The sequence below is a fragment of the Ferdinandcohnia sp. GQ5 genome (assembly GCF_059759275.1).
In genome coordinates, this window is the sequence record NZ_JCAXEW010000014.1 from 109,162 (window position 1) to 126,038 (window position 16,877).

General features: G+C 37.1%; 14 protein-coding genes. 8 read left to right on the top strand and 6 right to left on the bottom strand.

Annotation, left to right across the window (positions count from 1 at the left end):
* The first annotated feature begins 124 nt into the window (after positions 1-124).
* From AC6CHV_RS17270 to AC6CHV_RS17300, 7 genes are all read left to right on the top strand, one after another.
* Positions 125-496 (top strand): DUF3899 domain-containing protein, encoded by a 372-nt coding sequence (locus AC6CHV_RS17270; RefSeq protein ID WP_341333409.1) that lies wholly within the window; start codon positions 125-127, stop codon positions 494-496.
* Between the two features lie 59 nt (positions 497-555).
* Positions 556-2,352 carry a S9 family peptidase gene (locus AC6CHV_RS17275; protein WP_341333410.1) on the top strand — a complete coding sequence of 599 codons (1,797 nt, stop codon included), beginning with the start codon at positions 556-558 and terminating at the stop codon, positions 2,350-2,352.
* Positions 2,353-2,716: 364 nt separating this feature from the next.
* Entirely contained in the window at positions 2,717-4,345 is a 1,629-nt protein-coding gene (locus tag AC6CHV_RS17280) for a peptide ABC transporter substrate-binding protein (RefSeq protein ID WP_341333411.1), read from the top strand.
* A gap of 445 nt (positions 4,346-4,790) precedes the next feature.
* Positions 4,791-5,645 (top strand): manganese catalase family protein, encoded by an 855-nt coding sequence (locus tag AC6CHV_RS17285; RefSeq protein WP_341333412.1) that lies wholly within the window; start codon positions 4,791-4,793, stop codon positions 5,643-5,645.
* A gap of 279 nt (positions 5,646-5,924) precedes the next feature.
* The gene (locus tag AC6CHV_RS17290; protein ID WP_341333413.1) at positions 5,925-6,815 is read left to right on the top strand and encodes a hypothetical protein; all 891 of its coding nucleotides are present in this window, start codon (positions 5,925-5,927) and stop codon (positions 6,813-6,815) included.
* A 152-nt stretch (positions 6,816-6,967) separates the two neighbouring features.
* On the top strand, positions 6,968-7,876 hold the full coding sequence (locus AC6CHV_RS17295; protein ID WP_341333414.1) for a nuclease-related domain-containing protein: 909 nt from the start codon (positions 6,968-6,970) through the stop codon (positions 7,874-7,876).
* A gap of 1,197 nt (positions 7,877-9,073) precedes the next feature.
* The gene (locus tag AC6CHV_RS17300) at positions 9,074-9,553 is read left to right on the top strand and encodes a PAS domain-containing protein (RefSeq protein WP_341333415.1); all 480 of its coding nucleotides are present in this window, start codon (positions 9,074-9,076) and stop codon (positions 9,551-9,553) included.
* Positions 9,554-9,724: 171 nt separating this feature from the next.
* Here the strand turns inward: AC6CHV_RS17300 and AC6CHV_RS17305 are convergent, their stop codons facing one another.
* Positions 9,725-10,495: a class I SAM-dependent methyltransferase gene (locus AC6CHV_RS17305; RefSeq protein WP_341333416.1), complete on the bottom strand. Its 771-nt coding sequence runs from the start codon at positions 10,493-10,495 to the stop codon at positions 9,725-9,727.
* A 134-nt stretch (positions 10,496-10,629) separates the two neighbouring features.
* On the bottom strand, positions 10,630-12,288 hold the full coding sequence (locus AC6CHV_RS17310; RefSeq protein WP_341333417.1) for a PAS domain-containing sensor histidine kinase: 1,659 nt from the start codon (positions 12,286-12,288) through the stop codon (positions 10,630-10,632).
* 297 nt (positions 12,289-12,585) lie between these two features.
* Between AC6CHV_RS17310 and AC6CHV_RS17315 the strand changes: the two genes are divergently transcribed.
* Positions 12,586-13,035: a YdeI/OmpD-associated family protein gene (locus AC6CHV_RS17315; protein WP_341333418.1), complete on the top strand. Its 450-nt coding sequence runs from the start codon at positions 12,586-12,588 to the stop codon at positions 13,033-13,035.
* Positions 13,036-13,094: 59 nt separating this feature from the next.
* On the opposite strand, the gene AC6CHV_RS17320 is transcribed toward AC6CHV_RS17315, so the two are convergent.
* The 4 genes from AC6CHV_RS17320 to AC6CHV_RS17335 form a co-directional block, all read right to left on the bottom strand.
* A complete protein-coding gene (locus tag AC6CHV_RS17320; RefSeq protein WP_341333419.1) occupies positions 13,095-14,192 on the bottom strand; it encodes a sensor histidine kinase in 1,098 nt (365 codons plus the stop codon).
* On the bottom strand, positions 14,189-14,869 hold the full coding sequence (locus AC6CHV_RS17325) for a response regulator transcription factor (protein WP_341333420.1): 681 nt from the start codon (positions 14,867-14,869) through the stop codon (positions 14,189-14,191). The genes AC6CHV_RS17320 and AC6CHV_RS17325 overlap by 4 nt, the downstream gene beginning before the upstream one ends.
* A gap of 94 nt (positions 14,870-14,963) precedes the next feature.
* Complete coding sequence (locus AC6CHV_RS17330) at positions 14,964-15,779, bottom strand: ABC transporter permease (RefSeq protein ID WP_341333421.1); 816 nt, start codon at positions 15,777-15,779, stop codon at positions 14,964-14,966.
* Positions 15,776-16,792 carry an ATP-binding cassette domain-containing protein gene (locus AC6CHV_RS17335; protein ID WP_498079308.1) on the bottom strand — a complete coding sequence of 339 codons (1,017 nt, stop codon included), beginning with the start codon at positions 16,790-16,792 and terminating at the stop codon, positions 15,776-15,778. The genes AC6CHV_RS17330 and AC6CHV_RS17335 overlap by 4 nt, the downstream gene beginning before the upstream one ends.
* Positions 16,793-16,877 lie beyond the last annotated feature (85 nt).

Here is a 16,877-nt window from a genome sequence, read left to right on the forward strand (position 1 = left end):
ATAAATGAATGATTTACCATTTATTCTGTTAAAATGGGCTAAAAGGGTTTCTGAAGTATTATAAACAGGCAGGGTGAGCCATTTGTTTGACTCCTCTGCCCTGTTAAATAAGGGGCTTAAGAAGATGAAAAAAGTTATTTTTCCGATGTTTATTATCCTTTTCTGGATCGGGACAATTGCATTTCTGCATTTATCTTTACTTGAATGGATAAATGTAACATTCCTGATCGGACTGATTTCAGGTTTGATAGCTACATCCGTTAAGATAATTCATAGCGGATTTTTACACCTTTTTATGTCTGGTTTTAAGAAGTTAAATATGACCATGATGCCAAAGTCTAGGTCATTACAACAAGTGGATGAAGAATTAGAAAGTAATGAAGACATCATTCAGTTTAAGCATAACCTTTCTATGATGGTTTATAAGGTAACATTACAGTTTTCAATTTTGACTATATCTCTTTCTGTTATTGGGCTATTTGTATTTTACAACTAAAACAAATAGTCTTTTTTGTATACTAGTCCATTCAAAAATAAAGATTGGGGGAATTAGAAGTGGAAATCACACTTGAATCAAAATTACATAGTTATTTAAACGCAGTTTCTGCTTATAAACCTACTGTTATTCCAAATCAAAATACAGTTACATTTTTAACTAAGAAAACCGGCATACCTCAAGTATGGAAATGGAGCAAAGATACTTCAACGATTGAACAATACACGGATTTAGAAGATCGTATTTTATCCGTCTATCATTCACCGTCTGGTGATAAAACAGTCGTTGGAATGGATTCAAAAGGGAATGAAAAACAACAGTTTTATCTCCTAAAAGAGGAGGGTAAGATTGTTGAAGAACTAGTGGTCTCTCCTTCCCATTTCCATTACTTTGGAGGTTGGTCTCCTGATGGTAGTAAAATTGCCTATTCAAGCAATAGAAGGCATCCAGGATCATTTGACGTATTCATTATGGATGTCGAAACAAAACAGGAATCTGTTGTATTTGAGTATGATGGAAACTGTACACCTCTAGTATGGCTTAAAAATGAAGAACAGTTAGTTATCAGCATACAAGATACGAACATAGATACTTCTTTATATGTTCTAGATATACATACTGGGGAAAGAAATAGAATTGGATTTGAAGGAACTCATGCAAGATACCAATCTCTCATACTAACAAAGGATGGTAAAAGCGGCTTCGTATTATCTGATGCTTTCAATGACACTTTAGATATTTACCAATTCTGGTGGGATAAGCCTACTGCACCGAAAAAGTTATTCTCAGTTGATAAATGGGATGTTGAAGAGATAGCATTGTCACCCAATGAAGAAAAGCTAGTGTATACGGTCAACGAAGGCGGGATTTATTCACTTACGATATTTGATTTGATTACAGGTATACATGAACAAATAACAGGCATTCCAAACGGCATTTTGGACTCTCTTTCCTGGCTAGATGACGAAAACCTGATTTTCAGCTTAAATAGTCCAACCCTTCCTGGGGATATTTGGAGAGCCTCCATTGACAAAAGTAAAGTAGAAAGACTTACATTTGTAGGACGTTCAGAAAGCGTCGAAAACCTATGGCTAGAGCCTGAACTATGTACATTTTCCTCCTTTGATGGGTTAGAGGTTCCATATTTTATCTATGGGAAAAAGGAACAGTCGCAGCCCCTTGTCATATATGTCCATGGTGGTCCGGAATATCAAATTAAAGCCGAGTTTAATCCTGTTATCCAATTTTTAGCAGGACAAGGATTTGCCGTAGTAGCACCAAATGTCCGTGGTAGTATGGGATATGGAAGAAAATATGTACAATTGGATGACGGACGAAAGCGTATGGATGCTGTTGCTGATCTCGCTTGGCTTGTTAAGGATCTGATTACAAACAGGTCTGTTGATAAAAATAGAATCGGAATTATGGGAAGAAGCTATGGGGGCTTTATGGTTCTTGCGGCTTTAACACACTATCCTGATATTTGGGCAGCAGGCGTGGACATTGTTGGGATTTCTCATTTTAAAACCTTTCTTGAAAATACTGGATCATGGCGTCGAAAATTGCGTGAGTGTGAATACGGAACCCTGGACAAGGACATGGATTTCTTTGAAGAAATAGCTCCATTAAATCATACTAAGAATATATCTGTTCCGTTACTAATCTTCCATGGTCGTAATGATACCAGGGTACCGGTAAGTGAGGCGGAGCAACTTTACTCTGATTTACGCTCTCAAGGTAAACAAGCCGAACTGATCATTTTCGAGGATGAAGGGCATCAAACAGAAAAGATTGAAAACCATATTAAAATGAATTCAATGATTGTTAGCTTCATGAATCAATATTTAACAAGGTAAATTTCCTAAAGAGAAATGTAAATCGAACATTTCTCTGCTTTTCTTTTGTAGCATTTTTATTTTTTTACCATTGGTTAATTTTTGTTCGCATTAATATATTTTTTATTCTCCTTTTTAAAAATTATTATTGATTTCTGAAAATTATTTTTATATAATGACTATTATCAATTCCTATTTTAGGTATGAAAAAGTTTTCTAAATATTGAAACTAGGTAATTTCCAAAGCAGAAAACCGATTTTCGGTAAAATTGATGGATTTTAGTATCTATTTTAGGTAAATGGTTATTATTCATTGAGTCTACTACTTCTATCTAGTAATACGACGATATGATTGAATAAAAATTGAAACAAAGGGGAGAAAATCATGAAGAAAAAATGGCTAATGTTATTATCGATAGTAATGGTAGCTTCGTCCATTCTTGCCGCATGCAGTAGTAATTCTACTGGAAATGAATCAGATGGAAAAAGTTCCGCAGATGTAAAACAGGAAATGGTAGTTAATATCAAAACTGAGCCACCTGCGATTGACCCAGCAATGGCAACTGATGTTCCTTCTGGATGGGTATTAGATCATATTTTTGAAGGCTTATATACCCGTGATAAGGATGGAAATCCAGTCCTAGGTGTTGCTGAAGATGTAAAGGTTTCTGATGATGGGAAAACATACACTTTCACTCTACGTGAGGATGCAAAATGGTCTGATGGCTCACAAGTAACTGCGCAAGACTTTGAATATGCGTGGGAGCGTGTGCTGAATCCTGAAACAGGAAGTTCTTTTGCATTTTACTTGTATTACATAAAAGGTGCAGAAGAGTATAACAAAGGGAATGGAACAGTCGAAGACGTTGGTATAAAAGCAGTTGATGACCGTACATTCGAAGTTGAACTAACAAGCCCTCTTGGTTATTTTGATAGTTTGTTAACATTATGGACATTCTATCCTGTTAAAAAGGACCTTGTTGAATCGAACAAAAACTGGGCAGCTGAAGCTGAAGGCTATATTAGTAATGGTCCATTTAAAATGACTGAATGGCAACATGATAGCCAAGTAGTTATTGAGAAAAACAAAGAGTATTATGCACAAGACGTTGTAAATCTAGAAAAAGTCACATTCAAAATGGTTGGAGAAGCAACAACATTCTACCAAATGTTCAAAACTAAAGAACTTGATTTAGTTATGACATTACCTACTGATTCAATTGATGCTGAAAGAAATAATCCAGAGTATAAGGAAGTCCCTTACTATGGAACTTACATGTATATGTTTAACGTCGAGAAAGAACCTTTTAATAATGCAAAAGTACGTAGAGCATTTGCAATGGGAATTGACCGAGATGCGTTAACAAAGAATATTACAAAAGCAGGAGAAACTCCAGCATACGCAATGGTACCAACTGGAGCAGAAACGCCAGACGGTGAATTCCGTGAAACTGGTGGGGACTATTTTGAAGAAAACTATGAAGAAGCTAAAAAGCTTTTAGCTGAAGGTATGGCTGAAGAAGGCTGGACAGAACTACCGGAAGTAACGTTGCTCTATAACACAGATGAGAATCACAAAAAGACTGCTGAGGCAGTTCAAGAAATGTTGAAAAAGAACCTTGGGGTAGATATTAAGCTTGGTAACCAAGAGTGGGGTACTTACTTAGACACAACTAAGCAACATAACTATCAAATGGCGCGTATGGGTTGGATTGGAATATTCGTAGATCCAGTTGTTAACCTAGACTACTATTTAGGGGATAGCCCGAATAACCGTACTGGATGGGTAAATGAAGAGTTCGATAGCGTAATGGCACAAGCCAAGGTTGAACAAGATAGTAAGAAACGTTTTGACCTTCTTCACGACGCTGAAGAAATTCTTATGACAGACATGCCGTTTATGCCGGTGTATTTCTATACAAATAACTACCTTGTATCAGAAAAATTTGAAGATATTGCATACTATGTAAACCGTTATCCTACATTAAAGTGGGCTAAGAAGGTTTCTGAATAATGTAATTGGCAGAGAGAGTTTATAAATACTCTTCTCTGCTTTTTTTTGAAACAAAAACAAAGATCCCCTTTTATATTCGCTTTTCTTCTTTTAATACATCCTTAAATACACTTTTTTATCCTAGTGGGTTCCATGCTAATCTTTTTCATTCATTTATGCCAATTTGTGCCGTTAAAGCTTTGCGATATGAGCAGTCTAAGCCATTGCATCTAATAGGTCACTTACTGCAATGGTCCGTGCTTCTTTAGGAATTGCCTTTTGGGGGGCAAACCAGGTGAATGTAGCCCTATTGAATTGTTTTTCTGTTTTTTTAATCAACAGATAAAGTCTATTATTAATCTTTCATGATTACCTCCTCCTTTCATATTTCGTAAATTAGAATATTATCTATAAATTAAACAAACATTAACTTCGTAATAACAAGGAATATGTTAGGAGGTAAATCATGTACTTTTATAGAGAAGATTTGATTAATATTATTGTTCCAGACAAACCTGATCCCGCTGCAGCCAAAGTACTTCAAGAAACACTTGGTGGTAGGTTTGGAGAAATGAGAACAATGATGCAGTTCTTTTTCCAAAGTTCAAATTTCCGGGGAAACCAAAAACAGTACCGCGACCTAATTAGAGGTGTTTTCCTAGAGGAAATAAGCCATGTGGAACTTGTTCAAACGACGATTAATCAATTATTAAATGGCTCTGGAGAAGAAGCCGTTGGATCCGGTGGTAGTACAGGGGCCCCTTTAGAGGAGGCAATCAAACATGCAAATCCGCATCACTTTATAATGGGGGCACAAAGCTCGCTTCCTGTTGATGCTGCAGGTAATCCCTGGAATGGAAACTATGTTTATAGCCATGGAAACTTGATTAGTGATTTACTCGATAATGTCGTTTTGGAATCAACAGGTGTACTCCAAAAGACAAGAATATATGAAATGAGTTCGAATAAAACTTTTAGAGAAACATTAGCTTTCTTAATTGTACGTGATAATGCTCATCAAAATGCATTTGCTAAGGCTCTAGAAACTCTAGGTGTAGATTGGGCAAAAATTTTCCCAGTACCAAATTATGATATTAACAAATATCCAGAATGTAGAAAGTATGTAGAAATGGGCTTCCATAATGCACAATTTAACTTTAGATTAGATGAAACATTAATCGGACAAATTTTCCAAGGTGAGTCCCCAAGTAGAAATGACGGTACTCTCTCAGTAGTTCCACCACCAGATGGCTACCCAGTACCTGTTCTACCTGAGATGCCTAATGAACATAGCCCTGGAATACAAGACTTAAACAGATAAAAAGCGTCTTAACATAGACGCTTTTTTCTGTTTATGGTAAAGTTCCACACCAACCTCCTCCCCACTATTTCTTAACTCGATACCTTGATTCTCATTAAATACCTCTGTCCATACTATATTCACCATGCATATAGTTAAATGTAATTTTTTGTAAATAATTATTGCGAAAGAAATTCTTACTCATTACAATGAAAGAGTAATGGGGCATGACCTATATCATTGTTTCTTCATTTTAAAAACTTAATAAACTAAAATTTTGAAAGTGAGTTGATTCTTTTTATGTCTAACCGATTTAAATCCAAATATTTTCGGAACAAAAATGGCCCGCAAGTAAGTGTTAGAACATACGAATTTGCAAACCCTGCAGAACGTCAGCAATTGTTGAGAGATTTAGCTTTTAGTTCTGAATTTGAGATGAGGTATCGTGGTCTCTTTGAATATTATGGAAAAGACTTTATTTCCTACAAGAAAGAAAAACCCTCTGATAAAAAACGCAATGAGTTTCTTCGTGTCATTTCAAATTTCATGACCAACTATTTAGATGATGATTGTCCACCCTCTTGGAAACAATGTTCGTCCTCCTTTTGGGAAGTCCTCATTTATTCCTTTTATCCTGACCACATCAAACTTTCACCTAACGAACAAGACGTAGAAGATTTCCTTTACCAATTAAAAAAATTCGTCCGTTGGCTAGACAAGCGTAATGGCACGTCATGGTATCCAGCAGTCGAGCAATACTCATCAGAAGCTTTTCCTGAATTAAAAATCTGTGAACGAATAATAAACCGGATTTTTTTAATAGACTTCCCTCGAATTCATCATGATGACTGGAATCTTGATCAAGATATAGACCGACTAAAGCAGAAATTTAACCAATTTACTAATCAAGTTGATAGTTCGTTTAAAGTAACAAGCATTATTGGAGAAAGAGTTGTTTTGACAGAAACAAAAACGAATTGTACCTATTACGTCAAAGGTCTCCCCTATGAGATCATTTCACCTGGCATTAAAATGAGCGGAATTATTTGCAATAAAAACGGAGATCAAACGTGGCACTGGTATCACACTCATGGGATTTATCCGTCTAAAGGAGAAAGACTTGAATATCCTGTCTCGATAAAACATGAAGGTCTGAAAACCAACGATGGAGTGAATTTTTTCAAGAAGTAAGATTTGTGCCTGTCGCTCCAGTTATGAGTTGACAGGTTCTGATTCTCTAAAATTAAATGCAGGCTAGAATCCACTTTTATATATATAAAATAAAATTCGTATGTTTACTTTTTTATAAAAAAAGACTTATGGATTTTGAAAGGCTGTGGCTTATGATACTTAAGGAAAGAGCAGAATCTGAAGAGTTACTGAAAATGCGATCTTTAAACACGCGGATGGAGTTAACACAAGAAGAAAAATTTCATTTTTTCAACCTAGAAAAGGGTTATGAAGGTGAGACCAAATTTGATCAGAAGGCAGAAAGTCTTCAAGAAGAAAGATATATTATCAATGACTTGATGCTAAAAATCAACAATTCCTATTTTCAAATTGATTCAACATTTATTTCACAGGAAGGAATTCGACTCTTAGATGTGAAAAATTTTGAAGGTGACTTCTGCATAGAAAAGGATAGATTTTACGCAATTAAGACCGGTCGCGAATATAAGAATCCAATCGAACAATTAAACAAATGTACTTCACAATTCCGTCAACTACTCCGGGACCTTAAGCTCAATTACCTCGTTGAAGCCTTTGTTATTTTTATTAACCCCGAGTTCACTTTATACAACACGCAAATAGACTACCCTATTATTCTTCCCAATCAGGTTGACCGTTTTTTTAGAAATATAAATAATACACCATCTAAGTTGAATGAGGGGCATGAAAAATTGGCTAAACAATTAATTTCATTACATCAAACTAAAAATCCATATTCAAAGGTACCAAACTACCAATATGAACATCTAAAAAAGAAAGTTTATTGTAAATACTGTAGTTCCTTTCAAGTTACATTACGAAACCATACATTTATTTGTGATAAGTGTGAAGGCCATGAAACCATAGAAGATGCCATTCTACGGAATGTTAAGGAATTTCAGTTGCTATTTCCTGAACGGAAGATTACGACTTCGAATATTTTTGAATGGTGCAATGTTGATTTAACCAAGAGGACATTTTGCAGGGTATTAAATAAAAACTTTAAAGCAGTTGGAAAGACAAGTGATTCCTATTATATATAATTTTTGTTCTTATAAAGACCCTATTTCTTTGGACACAACCTTGCTTTTTCGACGACTTCCTGTCCGAAGTTAGCACGACTTCGGACACAACCGCACCTTTTCTGCGACTCTTTGTCCGAAGTTAGAACGGCTTCGGACACTTTCCTGCTTTTCCAGTGACTCCTTGTCTGAAGTTGACTCGGCTTCGGACACAACCGCACCTTTTCTGCGACTCCTTGTCTGAAGTTAGCACGACTTCGGACACAACCGCACCTTTTCTGCGACTCCTTGTCTGAAGTTAGCACGACTTCGGACACAACCGCACCTTTTCTGCGACTCTTTGTCCGAAGTTAGAACGGCTTCGGACATACCCCCGCTTTTCCGTCTCTACTTTGTCCGAAGTTAGCACGGCTTCGGACATACCCCCGCTTTTCCGACTCTTCCTTGTCCGAAGTTAGAACGACTTCAGACACTTTCCTGCTTTTCCGCTTCTTCCCTGTCCGAAGTTAGAACGACTTCATACACTTTCCTGCCTTTTCTGCGACTCCTTGTCCGAAGTTGACACGACTTCAGACACTTTCCTGCTTTTCCGACTCTTCCTTGTCTGAAGTTAGCACGACTTCAGACACTTTCCTGCTTTTCCGACTCTTCCTTGTCCGAAGTTGACACGACTTCGGACACTAGCCTGCTTTTCCGAACCTTCCTTGTCCGAAGTTGACACGACTTCGGACACTAGCCTGCTTTTCCGAACCTTCCTTGTCCGAAGTTAACATTGCTTCGGACTCTATCCTGCCCTTTCTGCAACTCTTTGTCCGAAGTTAACACGACTTCGGACACTATCCCGCTTTTCTGCCTCTTCCTTGTCCGAAGTTAGCACGACTTCGGACACAATCGCACCCTTTCTGCGACTCCTTGTCCGAAGTTAGCACAGCTTCACACACCCCCACCTTTCCGCCTCTTCCTTGTCCGAAGTTAGCATGACTTCAGACACTATCCCACTTTTCCGCCTCTTTCTAATAAGAGCTTTCAATCCCTCTATATCAAGGAATAATCAAAAGCATCTTCTGTGAGATGAATCACATTACGCTATCTATAATAATGCTATATTAATATTGAGGTTAGATAATAAGCACTCAGAAGTGTCCGATTTTTTCCTCACTAATTCTTAGATTATTTTATTCTTCTCATCAACAGAGATTATTTATAGGAGGTTTTTCTATGTCTGCTGAAAAATTGTCTGAATTAATAAGTCCTGAAGCTGTCATTAATTTTGAAACTGGTGCGATTAAAGCAAGCACTTTGGATTCAATTATTAATCTTTTACCATTTGAAATGGGTTTTTGCGATGCGGACGATATTTTCCGCTGGTATTCAAATAACCCTGACCGGGTGCATCGTCGTCGTAAAGAGGCGATTGGCCGCCATGTGCTTGAGCTTCATCCGAAAGTCGCTCACCACGTTGAGAAATTATTGAATGATTTCAGATCCGGAACGCGCGATGAATGGGAATTTTGGTTCCCTAAACGTTCAGGTGAAGAAACTGGTCAAATCTATCAAAAATTCATGGCAGTACGTGATGAAAATGGCAAATATCTTGGATGCATGGATGTAACCGTTAATATTGACCTTTTCCAAGGAAAAGAAGGTAAACATACCCCAGAAACTATTGACGAATTTATCGTCGTCAAGCCTGAGTAAATAATTTCAGAAACTACTGAAAAACACATTGAATCCCCAGTTCAATGTGTTTTTTTGGTACAAATTTACCGCTCCTATTATACTTAAAACACTATTAAGGCCATGCCACAGACCTCAGTAAACAGCACCATGTTTTGGTATTTATAAATTTACAAGTAAATTTATTTACAGTTACTTCCGTCCATCGAAAATCATTGCATTTCCTAAAACCTTTTTACCCAATAAGAGCTTAGGCAATTTAATTTCTTCAGCAAGTTTGGAACTATTCAATTCGGATATGCCATGTTTCTTTATGTTATTTATGAGCTCTTTTTCATCACCAAATATATTTTCATCCATAAATAAATCTAAGAAAACAAATACGCCACCTGGTTTTAATACTCTTAATGCCTCTTTAATAACTTCAGTTTTATCTCTTCTATCTTTTACTTCATGAAATGTTAAACAACTTACAACTATATCAAATTCATCATCATTAAAAGGGAGTTCTGAAGCACTTGCTTTCAAAAAATGAATCCTCTCATTGACTCCTTCTATTTCAGCATTTTGTTGGCATTGGGCTTTCGAATATTCCCAATTCTCACCCCAATAATCAATTCCAGTTAAAACAGAATTAGGAAAGGTCTTTGCCAATTTAATAATCAATGAGCCGTTTCCCGTACCAATATCAAGTATTTTTCCTTCTCCATCCCAAATCACTTTGGCAACGATTAGATCATGAATTTTTGACTGATAATTACCCCCAAATGTTGCAAATTGATAAACAGAATAAGAAAGTAAAAACGCTATATAAATAAAAGGCAACGATAAGAACCCTGACAGAACTCGAAGATATAAATTAATAGGTAATAATGTAACTATAAGGAGGATGACTGAAATAACCAAGAATATCAGTAGCTTACGAATTCGTATCCAAGTTTGATATTTAGCTCTTGCTTTCAAGTTATCAGCCGCCTCATAATCTATTTTTTGTCCGAGAGATGAATTACACCACTTCTACTTCGCAACAACACCCATTGTTTCATAGCTTCATTTTTCTCACTAAAAGCTGGCGAGTACGGTTCAAGATTAATACCTTATACTTGTTGAAGAGAAGGAGTAATAGGTAAGTTAATATTAATGGTGGTACCCTTGTTTATCTGACTAGATATATTCATCGTTCCACCATGATTTTCAATAATTCGAAAGCTTACCATTAATCCTAATCCTGTGCCATTTTCTTTTGTCGAGAAGAAGGGTTCTCCTAAATTAGGAATTTTCTCCTCTTCTATCCCTATTCCTTCATCTATAATTTGGATATTGACCATCTCATTATTTTCAACCTGTACGATTACATGAATGCTTCCGCCTTGAGGCATTGCTTCAATCGCATTTTTTACAATATTAATAAATACTTGCTTTAATTGATTTTGTTCACACTGTATGCATGGTATTTCTTTATCAAATTCAAGTTGGAATTGTATATTTTTTAATAATGCCTGTGGCATCAGTAATGAAATACTACTCTGTAATAGCTGTTTAATATCTATATACTCATACTTTGTTGCTTGTGGTTTTGAAAGAATAAGAAATTCACTGACTATAAGGTTAATCCGATCTAACTCGGTTAACATAACATCTACATACTGTTTATCAATGTTCGACTTATATAATTGAACAAACCCTTTAAGTGTTGTTAATGGATTTCTAATTTCATGAGCTACTCCTGCAGCTAGTTGACCGACAACTGATAATTTATCAGACCTTCTTATCATTTCCTCAGTTAATATGGCTTCTGTCATATCTTTTGCAATTTCATAAATACCAATTAGCTGATTATCGATAATAATTGGAATCATTCTTAAATTAACGACTCTTTCACTGCCATCCTCATGAATCATCGATACCGTACATTCCTGTTGTGTTCCTTCATTTACATATTGAAAATATTTCCTGTGCAAATCTATGTATTTTGGAACAAAGACAGCTTCCCACTCCTTTTCTTTGAGACTCTCAATAGAGTAACCTAATAGTTCCTCTGCAGCTTCGTTAGCCTCAATTAATTTCCCCTCTAAATTAAATGTAAAAATGGCATCGGAATTATGAACAAATAATGACTTAAACCGTTGTTCGGTTTCTTCCAAACGTTTTTCTAATAGTTTATGATTTTGTTCTTGGCTAAATTTAAGTAATTCTTCTACTTTTTTACGCTTATCAATATCAATATCAATTCCATTCAACTTTACAAGTGTTCCATGCGAGTCCAATATGGGCGTAACACGCTTTTGAATCCACTTTAATTCACCATTTGGGAGATGAATTCGATATTCACCTAATCCACTTTCCCCGTTGTAGACTTTTCGCTCTATTTCTTTTACAATGTCCATGTCTTCGTTATAAATATGTTCTTTCCATAAATTCGGGTTTTTTCTAAATTCATGAGCTTCATATCCATATAACTCACTAATTTTCTTTGATACCATCGTGTGGTTCGTTCGAAGATTAATTGAATAAATCACAGCATCAACACTATCAAAAAGTTCGACGATTTCTTTATCCTTTCTCTCCAATTCCTTAGCATAATATTTCGCTTTATCAACTTGTAAACCAACCCACCACACAGGGAATATAGAAATGAATGTCAAAATCCATTCAATGGGTGGCAAATACCCTAGTGATAAATAAACATTTATTTTAAAAATTGTTGTGGTAATAATCAAAATAGAAATTGATAATATTCTCCATCTATACTTCATTCCCTAAACTCCTTAATTTCCAACTATTATGGTCTAATGACCACTTTTGCACTCTAAATTCTTTCGTAATAGTACAGTACATATATTACCATAGTACTTTTTACTATTTCTTATTAAATTTTGGAAACAAGTTGGAAAAGAAGGATAACATACCCTTGAAACGATTGAGGAATTTATAGCTACAATCTTCGACCGCTCATACATTGTAAAACCGGAAGTTCTTTCTCCGGTGTTAAAGAGTTTCTAATAGATTAATGGGTAACAATAAAAATTGATAATTAAAGGGAGGAATTTTTTATGAGATTTCGAGCAACTATCCAACTAAGCAGAAAAACCGCAACAGGTATTCCAGTTCCGGAGGATGTTGTAGCAAGCCTCGGGTCTAGCAAGAAACCGGCAGTAATCGTTACAATCGGAGAATACAGCTACAATAGTACGATTGGTTCAATGGGGGGACAATTCATGATTCCACTCAGTGCAGAGCATCGGAAAGGTGCTGGTGTCGGAGCAGGTGACGAAGTTGATGTTGACATTGAACTAGACACTAAGCCTCGGGAACTTGTTGTGCCTGCAGATTTCTCAGAAGCACTTGAGCAAGAGACTGAAGCAAAACACTTTTTCGACGGTTTATCCTACAGCAACAAACGGAGATTTGTTCTTTCGATTGAGGGTGCTAAGACAGCTGAGACTCGCCAGCGTCGGATTGAGAAAGCAGTCAATACATTAAAAGAAGGTCGGACACAGTAATCAAATCATGCTTAATAATAGCACATTCAAAGGGACTGATTTGACAAATTCAAGTCCCTTTAATTAACTTTATACTTCTCCCAAGAATCTCCAATCAAGGTAACAGTAAACTCTGTTCCTACCCCGAACTCGCTCTGTACTCTAATATCACCTTCATGCAAATCAATTATTTTTTTGACGATGGAAAGACCGAGCCCATTTCCTCCGGCTATCCGATTTCTAGATTGATCTGCCTTATAAAAACGTTCAAAGATATGCATGAGTGAATCTTTTTCCATGCCTATTCCTGTATCCCGGATTTTAACGATGATGCTGTCTTCTCCTGATTTACATGCAACGACTGATATGGTACCTCCTTGTGGCGTAAATTTTATACTATTATGAAGTAAATTAATCCATACTTGGTCCATGAGCTCTTCATCCGCTGTAATTGTCAGGTGATCAAGTGAAATATCCATGTTAATTTTTTTCTCTGTCCACTGAGGTTCGTTCGCCAGTATATTCCGGCGAAGTTGATAATCAAGCCGATAACTTTTTCGATCAAGTGATAGATGCTCGGACTCTAAAGAGGTGAGTTTCAGAAGATTTTCGCTTAATTTGGAAAGTCGAATGCACTCCGTCTCAATAATCTCTAGGTAATGTCTGCGTTCCTCCGGTTCCAAGTCTTCATTCTTTAATGCATGGGCAAAGCCAATGATAGAAGTAAGGGGAGATTGAATTTCATGGGAAACATTCGAGATAAACTCTTGTCGCATTTCCTCCACTTCTCCCAGTTTCGTTGCCATTAATTTAATGTTTTCCACAATTTGATAATAGGGATGATGCTTATCCTGTTCGCGAAACTGGTTTGAATAAAATGAAAGATCCACATTAAAGTTTCCTTCTGAAATCATCTTCATGGCTTGTAAGATCGGATGTAAGTATTGATTTTGTTTAGATCTAACCCATGGATTTCTTGTTAGTAACAACATTAGGCAAAAAAACAAGGTAAAGCCCACGAACGAGTTAATGAGCAGGCTAAGATATTCATTAGGAACATATTGGATTTTCTTAAATAATTTTGTCGTCAGCCAGTACGCACAGGACCACGCCAATAAAAGACTTCCCACAACCGCAAGAATTCCACCGATTCGCTTTACATAGTTAAGTCTCTTCAACCTACTACCTCCAGACGATATCCTAAACCACGAATTGTTGTGATTTTGAATGGGCAATCTTCTTGTGAAAACCGTTGGCGTAGCCGTTTAATATGAACATCAACCGTTCGTTCATCTCCCTGATAATCAAAGCCCCAAATATCCTCGATTAATTGTTCTCTTGAAAACGTTTTTTGCTGATGGGTGGCGAGCTTAAACAATAGTTCAAATTCTTTCAATGGCAAGGTAATCCGCTCCGCCCCTACCAAAACGGAATAGGATGAACGATCAATGACCACATTTCCAATCGTAATTTGATTGGCCAAGGTCACTTGATACCGTTTAAGTAGAACTTTTACTCGTGCCACTAGCTCAGCTACATCAAAAGGTTTGACCAAATAATCATCAGCACCGAGATTAAAGCCTTTTACTTTTTGTGCCGTTTCCCCTTTTGCCGTTAACATTAGTATAGGAAGAGTATCCGAGTAATACCTTCGAATCTCCTTGCAAAATGACCATCCGTCCATATTTGGCATCATAATATCGAGAATAATCAAATCAATTCTTTCTGCTTCCAGTAATGAAAGTGCATCCTTACCATCGGTTGCTTCTTCAATGGAGAACCCTTCTTTCGAAAGAATGACACAAATTAATTCTCTAATATGTGAATCATCATCTACCACTAATATTTTTGCCATAGAATCAATCCTTTTATAAAATTGAAAGGAACCTCCAATGCCACTACGATTCCATCAGTGTCTTTTTATACTACAATATTTCGAGCATTATTTACTACGCACGACGCATGTAGGCTCGAACTGTAATTGGTGCAAAAACTGCTACAATTATAGCAGCCCCAGTAAGTGAAATAGCGAGATCCCAGCCCAGGGTTCCAGAATTCGTCAAATCTCTGACGGCCGTGACGAGATGGGAAATTGGATTAATATTCACGAACCATTGTAACCAGTTCGGCATTGTATCCGCTGGAACAAATGCATTCGAAAGAAAGGTTAATGGAAAGAGGACTAACATCGAAATCCCTTGTACACTCGAAGCAGAACGAGCAATCACTCCAAAAAAGGCGAAGATCCAACTAATTGCCCATGAACACGCAATGACAAGTAGTCCAGCAATAATAACAGCACCTAGTCCTCCCTCAGGACGATAGCCTAAGATAAATCCCATTGAAAATGTAAGTACTGTTGCAATTGTATAACGGATTGTATCCGCAAGCAAAGCTCCTGCTAACGGTGCAATCCTGGCAATCGGTAATGACTTAAAGCGGTCAAATACCCCTTTATCCATATCCTCTCGTAATTGCGTACCTGTGACGATTGAAGTCGTGATTACCGTCTGAACAAGAATCCCTGGGATAATAATAGGCAAATAATTTTGCACATTGCCGGCAATCGCCCCACCAAAAATATAGGTAAACATTAGCGTAAAAATAATCGGCTGGAATGTAACATCAAATAGTTGTTCCGGTGTTCGACGGACTTTCAGTAACCCACGATAAGCCATAGTGAATGAATTTCGCACTGCCTGTTTGAAGCTAGCTTTATTCCGTAGCTGAATATTGGAAATGGACATAGTTGATTGTTTCTTCATAGAATATCCCCCTTCTTTTTCTGATTTAGATTAGCTTGGCTGTTTTTATTGCCTTCAGCTGTAATGTTCAAAAAGACCTCATCTAAAGATGGTTTCTGCACACTTAGCTCAGCCAATTTGATGTCTGCTTCCCGAAGAGCGACTAACAGATCCGTAACTCTATCCGCAGCTGCCATAGGTGCAGTAATCATACCTCCTTCTGGTGATACTGCTGATTGTACGTGTAAAACTTGTTCCACAATTATTCGAGCATTTGGGATATCCTGAGTATGTTGAATACTTAAATGCAAAGAGGAAGTTCCAATCGATTCTTTTAGTTCATTGACAGTACCTTCTGCAACTACACTTCCATGATCGATGACAGCAATTCGATCTGCTAGTTCATCTGCTTCTTGTAGATACTGAGTCGTTAACAACACGGTTGACCCAGATTTTACTAACCGGCGAATTGTATCCCACATTTGATTACGTGTTCGCGGGTCTAGTCCTGTAGTCGGTTCGTCTAGGAAAATGAGTGGTGGTTGTGCAATTAAACTTGCGGCTAAATCCAGTCGTCTACGCATTCCCCCTGAGAAATTTTTCAATGGACGTTTGGCAGCATCCATTAATCCAAATTCCTCAAGTAACTCATTTGTTTTACGTTTTGCCTCCATACGACTAAGCCCCAGTAATCGAGAGAAAATGATGAGGTTCTCTGTTGCACTTAGTGACTCATCCACTGAAGCATACTGGCCCGTAACGCCAATTAACTGACGGACTATTTGTGAATCCTTCACTACATCATATCCAAAAATCTTTGCTGATCCCGAATCAGCTCTGAGTAATGTTGCCAGCATTCGAATCGTTGTCGTCTTGCCTGCGCCATTTGGTCCCAATACACCGTAAATGGAACCAGTCGGCACTACCAAATCCACCCCGTCAACTGCTCGATGATCGCCAAAAGTTTTAATCAACCCTTTAGCCTCCACTGCATACTTCACATTTGTTAAGTTCATACTATCCTTATTTCTCATGTGACCCTCCCTGTAATAAACCTTAACTATAGCTACTTTTGTAATCACTCATCTTTCGATTACTATTGGATTATAGACGCCTTTT